Raw genomic sequence first — 5,421 nt, forward strand, 5'->3', positions numbered from 1 at the left:
CCAGATCACACGTATAAATCCCATCAAAATAGGCATAGATCAACGCCGCAACGCTGACGAATTTCTCCCCCTCATCCCATTGCACATTTATATCTGGCGCACTGTTACGCACCTCAACAGTTCTGGTCTTTGTCATTACACACTCCATACTGATCATTCTGCTCCATCACATCTAACACTCCAATTTCCATTGACAAGCTAGTAACCACTGGTTACCAGTTGAATTGGGTTACCGCTGGGAAACCTTGGGAGATGGGCCGGAGGTAACACCGTTGCTCGGGAACAGGTGGTAACAAAAGACAACTGCTCTTTGCCGCAGCGCTGCCAAATCGTCCTCTGCTCAAATTGGGAAATTCCACATGGCGCTAAAAGTCAAAAAGAACAAAAGCCCAGAACCGCCAATTGGCTGTGATTTAACCGAATGTATGGCCATGCTGGCCGGAGCATGGGCACCAAACGTCATTTGGCATTTGCGCGCAGGGCCGCGCCGCTTCAACGAACTGCGCATCGACATCCCGCCCATTTCAGCCAAAGTGCTTTCCGCCCGGCTCAAAGACCTACAATCGCGCGGCGTGGTGAAACGACAAGTGAAACCCACTTCCCCGCCGTCAGTCGAATATCAACTCTCCGAACTGGGCAAAGAATTGGTGCCTGCGCTTGAGGCCATTGTTACAGTTGGTCATAAGCTCAAAGAAAGAACTTGAAATTGACTAGACATCCCCCCACTTTCCATGAAGATCTTGGGGGGAAACAATGCGCGCATTTATCTGCACGAAATATGGCAATGCCGGTCAACTGCAATTGCATAAAGTTGCAAAACCTTCTCCCAAACCCGATGAAATCCTGATCAGGGTGAAAGCTGTTTCGATCAACAGTTGGGATTGGGACATCCTTTCAGGCAAACCAATTATCCGCATGATCGGCCCTTTCAAACCACCCTATAAGACGTTAGGTGCTGACCTATCCGGGGTGGTCGAGGCTGTTGGCGAAAACGTTGATCAGTTCGAAATTGGCGATGAAGTTTTTGGCGATGTGTCAGATAGCGGCTGGGGCGGTTTTGCTGAATTTGTGACAGGCAAGGCAGAAGACTTTTGCTACAAACCAGAAGCCCTCAGCTTTGAAGACGCTGCCTGTCTGCCTCAAGCGGGGTTGCTTGGCTATCAGGGCGTGCGCACTTTTGGCCAAGTCAAACCCGGCGACAAAGTGTTGATCAATGGCGCGGGCGGTGGTGCTGGCATGTTTGCTTGCCAGATCGCCAAGCTGGACGGGGCTGAAGTCACTGGCATCGATAGCGCTGATAAACATGAGGCCATGCGCACATTCGGCGCTGACTACACTCATGACTATAGGCAAGTTGATTACACCAAACTCGATCAACAATTTGATGTGATCATCGATGCGGTTGCCAACAGATTTCCCCCAACCTATCGCCGCGCACTAACACCCTCGGGGACCTTTGTGATGATGGGTGGCAAGATCCCTGCAATTATTGGCATACTTTTGGCCAGCCGCAAAAACACCGACGAAGGGCAGAAGTTCAAGATTCTCATGTGGAACGTCAATGACACCGATTTGCTGGATTTAGCGCAATTGGTCATCAATAAAAAAATCTCGGTCCACAAAGAAAATATCCTCCCCTTTGAGCAAACACCATCGGCATTGCAACATGTCGGCGATCAAAAAGCACTCGGCAAACTGCTGATCAGAGTGAGCTAAAAACACATCATTTTCAAATGGATAACACTGTAGCGCCCCCGGGAGCGGGCGGGCGTTCCGCGGGTTTGCGCCGCCAACATATTAACCAATGTGTCACCTTCATTTGTCTATGTGTCAAATATTATTGACATCACGTCATGAATATCATACATAGTGTACAACAAACACGACCTATTGTACCAAATTCACGACAAAGAGATACGAGGCGAACATGTCTTATCAAGAACGAAATATCGTAGTTTACATCATTAGCGGCATCATTGTGATGGCTGTTTACACCATGCATATGCAAGCCCTATTTGAAGCGGGCTTGCTTGAAAGCCCCAACGCTGGGGTCGAAATTGGCTGGAGCGTGCTCAAACTCATTGGCGGCTCAATTATTGCCACGATTGTTGTTACGATCCTTGTCACCATCATCAACGCCATCATCACCAAAGAAACCGATGTGGACGCCAGCGATGAACGCGACAAACAGATCGATCTGTTGGGTATGAAGGTCGGCTTTATCGCCTTTTCCGTCATATTTATCGGCATTTTTATTGGCCTCATTTTCGGCCTTACAACAACAATGGCCATGATCGCCATGATCTACGCAATGTGGTTTTCGTCCATCATAGAGAGTGTTGTACGGCTCTATGTTTATCGGCAGGGTTTCTAACCATGGTTAAACCCAAAGGCACACTTGAAAACAACATTCGACGGTTACGATTTGACCATGACGAAATGAGCCAGAAGGCTTTGGCAGAAGCGGTCGGCGTATCTCGACAAACCATTGTGGCAATCGAGGCGGCAAAATACTCCCCATCGCTCGAACTGGCGTTTCTTATTGCGAATGTTTTTGAAACGCCGCTGGAGGATGTGTTCAATTACACACCGCCCGACAAATAGCACGTAGCACCTAGGCGCGGGGAAACCGCGCCACACCCAAACAGTTTCACCTTTTTTGAATTCACTTGAAAACCTCAAGATTGAAAGCGCTATTTCCATGTCAAAAATCCAGCCAAAATCGAGAAAGGCACTTCGCCATGTCCCCGCAGAATAATTTTTGGAACAAGCAAGCCGCTCGTTATGACGCGTCAATTTCCAACCATGACGCGCGTTATGAAGAACGGATCGAGCAATTCAGTTACCTATTGAAACCAACAGACGTTGTTTTGGATTTCGGATGTGCCAGTGGCGAAATTGCATTGGATTTGGCACCGAGCGTAAAATCGATCGAGGGTATTGACCCTGCAAATGCCATGATTGATATCGCCACCAAAAAAGCAAATGACCGAAACATCCAAAATGCGAGTTTTCTGGCCACCGACATCTTTGATTTGCGATTAGAGCCACAGACCTTTGACGCCATTTTGGCCATGAATGTGCTGCATCTTGTCAAGGATCACGATGAGGTTTTGTATCGTCTCAAATCTCTGCTCAAGCCGGGCGGCATGTTGTTTGTTGAAACCCCATGCCTTGGTGAATTCACTTGGTGGAAGCAAAAGGTCATCCTTGCGGCAAGCGCCCTGCGCCTCGCCCCCTTTATCCATGTGTACAAGTTCGGAGAACCAGAAGCCGAACTGATGGCCCACAATTTCCAAATTTTGGGCGCCGGCAACAAACCAGATCAAGATTGCCGCGCGTGCATTGCGGCACAAAAACCAACTGAATGAGAAGATAAATGACAAAACAATCCATGAAAGCACTTTATCAAGAAGCGTTTGGCGGCCCCGAGGTCTTGCAAATCCGTGATCTGCCCATTCCAGACCCAAAGGAAAACGAAGTTCTGATTAGGGTGGAAGCCGCTCATATGGGCAATGGCGACCAGGTAGCGCGCACCGGCAATTCGCCATGGCCCCTTATGAAGATCCCCGCAAAAATCATGATGGGTTTCTTCAAACCAAAGCTCAAAGTGCCAGGCGGCGAATTTTCCGGCACGGTGACGCGCGTCGGTTCAAGTGTCAGCAAGTATAAGGTTGGCGATCGGGTGTTTGGCTTTACCGATATGCAATTTGGTGCCCATGCTCAATTTGTATGTCTGCCAGAAACAGCACCAATTGGCTTGCTGGACGACAAGGTCTCGTTTGAAGCTGCGGCGGCCATTGGTGGCTCCAACGCACAAACCGCCATGCATTTTGTTAGAACCGCCGATATCAAATCCGGCGATCAAGTGTTGATCAACGGCGCATCTGGCGGCATTGGCAGGGTCGCAACCCAATTGGCCAAAGCAAAAGGCGCAATCGTCACTGGCACCTGCTCAGCGCAAAATAGCGAGCTGGTTTTAGCCCTTGGCGCAGATGAAGTGATCGATTACCGCAAAACTGATTTCACCCAACAGGGCAAAAAATACGATGTGATCATCGACTGCGCTGGCTTTTTGCCTTGGCACAAAGTGGAGCCAGTTCTCACCCCAAAAGGCAAGCACCTCTTGGCCATGTTCGGTTTTTCCCATCTTTGGAAGCAACGCCAGACCAAAGGCAAAAGCGGCAAACAGCAATTATGTGTGCTTGCCCCCTCATCGCCCGACAAACTTGAAGAAATCGGCAAACGCCTGGCCGACGGATCGCTCAAACCCATCATTTCGCATCGTTTTTCGATGGACAAAGCAATCGATGCAGCATGGGCATATGAAAACAAAAGGCGCGAGGGCTGCATCGTTCTATTGCCCCAAGAATGGAACGGACAATGAGCCCCGGTTTTCTCCTATCGGCAATCGCTGCGACCTTTCAAACCCACTTGATGCTGTGGGAGCAACTCAACAGGCTTAAAAATGCCATCACTCAACACTCAGGAACCTAAAATGGCTGCGCTATCAATTTCAAATCCAAGACAACTGACCATTTGGGCCGCCATTTGTTATCTTGTTTTGCTTGTGGCAGGCCCAATTGGGCTGATGTATATGCCCGAGCAAATTGTGGTAGCTGGTGACGCCACCCAAACCGCCCAGAATTTGCGCACCAATATGGGCACGTTTCATCTCGGGCTGATGGCACAAATCGCTATTGTCTTCACCGAGGTCATTCTCACCGCCCTTTTGTTTGTGCTGATGAAACCGGCCGGGCGCACAACCGCGTTGATGGCAACATTCGCGCGCCTTGCCATGACAGTGGTAATGACCATCAACCTGTTGCCCCTTTTGATGATGGCGGAAGCAGCAAATGGCGCGGCCTATTTGGCAAGCTTTTCCCCAGCGCAGTTGGACAGTTTGGTGCTCTTGTTCTTCCAGTTCCACAATGGCGGCACAATCGCTTGGCAGCTCTTGTTTGCGCTGCACATGTTGCTGCTCGGCATTTTGGTTTTCCGCTCAACCTATCTACCGCGCATCCTCGGGCTTGCCCTGATCATTGGCAGCCCAAGTTATGCGCTCGATAGCTTTGGGCAAATCTTTGGTTTGATGGACATTCCCGCATACGGCCTAGCCACCAACGCACTTCTGGGCGCATCTGCTGTTGGCGAAGTGGGCGTTGCGATCTGGTTCTTGTTTAAAGGGGTAAACCTCGAGAAGTGGCGGCAAAAGAACGCGGCCTAATTCCCACGAGCACTGTCGCCGAGTTTGGTCCCGCATCAAGTGCGGGACCGTGCGATGAGCTGACTTCTAATTTGCTTCTTGCACCGCCCCGCACTTGATGACGGGCAACTCTTAACATCCATCACGGGGCATCCCCGGACTTGATCCGGGGTCAAATTGGTCACAAAGAAAAGCCGCCAACGCGGCGCCCTCAT

General features: G+C 50.0%; 7 protein-coding genes. All 7 read left to right on the top strand.

The genetic code is table 11. The features are described 5' to 3' along the window. Positions 1-359: 359 nt before the first annotated feature. The 7 genes from Q0231_RS05640 to Q0231_RS05670 all read left to right on the top strand — a co-directional run bounded on the left by Q0231_RS05640 (position 360) and on the right by Q0231_RS05670 (position 5,227). Positions 360-704 carry a helix-turn-helix domain-containing protein gene (locus tag Q0231_RS05640; protein WP_269394860.1) on the top strand — a complete coding sequence of 115 codons (345 nt, stop codon included), beginning with the start codon at positions 360-362 and terminating at the stop codon, positions 702-704. Between the two features lie 49 nt (positions 705-753). Further along, complete coding sequence (locus Q0231_RS05645; RefSeq protein ID WP_299346138.1) at positions 754-1,716, top strand: NAD(P)-dependent alcohol dehydrogenase; 963 nt, start codon at positions 754-756, stop codon at positions 1,714-1,716. Positions 1,717-1,927: 211 nt separating this feature from the next. After that, the gene (locus Q0231_RS05650; protein WP_299346141.1) at positions 1,928-2,374 is read left to right on the top strand and encodes a hypothetical protein; all 447 of its coding nucleotides are present in this window, start codon (positions 1,928-1,930) and stop codon (positions 2,372-2,374) included. 65 nt (positions 2,375-2,439) lie between these two features. Next, the gene (locus tag Q0231_RS05655; protein ID WP_269394981.1) at positions 2,440-2,604 is read left to right on the top strand and encodes a helix-turn-helix transcriptional regulator; all 165 of its coding nucleotides are present in this window, start codon (positions 2,440-2,442) and stop codon (positions 2,602-2,604) included. Positions 2,605-2,741: 137 nt separating this feature from the next. Further along, a complete protein-coding gene (locus Q0231_RS05660; RefSeq protein ID WP_269394863.1) occupies positions 2,742-3,371 on the top strand; it encodes a bifunctional 2-polyprenyl-6-hydroxyphenol methylase/3-demethylubiquinol 3-O-methyltransferase UbiG in 630 nt (209 codons plus the stop codon). Between the two features lie 8 nt (positions 3,372-3,379). Continuing rightward, the gene (locus Q0231_RS05665; RefSeq protein ID WP_299346144.1) at positions 3,380-4,387 is read left to right on the top strand and encodes an NAD(P)-dependent alcohol dehydrogenase; all 1,008 of its coding nucleotides are present in this window, start codon (positions 3,380-3,382) and stop codon (positions 4,385-4,387) included. A 111-nt stretch (positions 4,388-4,498) separates the two neighbouring features. Beyond that, positions 4,499-5,227, top strand: a complete 729-nt coding sequence (locus tag Q0231_RS05670; protein WP_299346147.1) for a DUF4386 domain-containing protein — start codon at positions 4,499-4,501, stop codon at positions 5,225-5,227. Positions 5,228-5,421 lie beyond the last annotated feature (194 nt).

The organism is uncultured Maritalea sp. (assembly GCF_937139385.1).
In the GTDB taxonomy this organism is placed as follows: domain Bacteria; phylum Pseudomonadota; class Alphaproteobacteria; order Rhizobiales; family Devosiaceae; genus Maritalea; species Maritalea porphyrae_A.

Excerpts from the sequence above, each read along its gene's own strand:
- Q0231_RS05655 (WP_269394981.1), top strand. The coding sequence starts at position 2,440 with ATGAGCCAGAAGGCTTTGGCAGAAGCGGTCGGCGTATCTCGACAAACC.
- Q0231_RS05650 (WP_299346141.1), top strand. The coding sequence starts at position 1,928 with ATGTCTTATCAAGAACGAAATATCGTAGTTTACATCATTAGCGGCATC.
- Q0231_RS05665 (WP_299346144.1), top strand. The coding sequence starts at position 3,380 with ATGACAAAACAATCCATGAAAGCACTTTATCAAGAAGCGTTTGGCGGC.
- Q0231_RS05670 (WP_299346147.1), top strand. The coding sequence starts at position 4,499 with ATGGCTGCGCTATCAATTTCAAATCCAAGACAACTGACCATTTGGGCC.
- Q0231_RS05645 (WP_299346138.1), top strand. The coding sequence starts at position 754 with ATGCGCGCATTTATCTGCACGAAATATGGCAATGCCGGTCAACTGCAA.
- Q0231_RS05640 (WP_269394860.1), top strand. The coding sequence starts at position 360 with ATGGCGCTAAAAGTCAAAAAGAACAAAAGCCCAGAACCGCCAATTGGC.
- Q0231_RS05660 (WP_269394863.1), top strand. The coding sequence starts at position 2,742 with ATGTCCCCGCAGAATAATTTTTGGAACAAGCAAGCCGCTCGTTATGAC.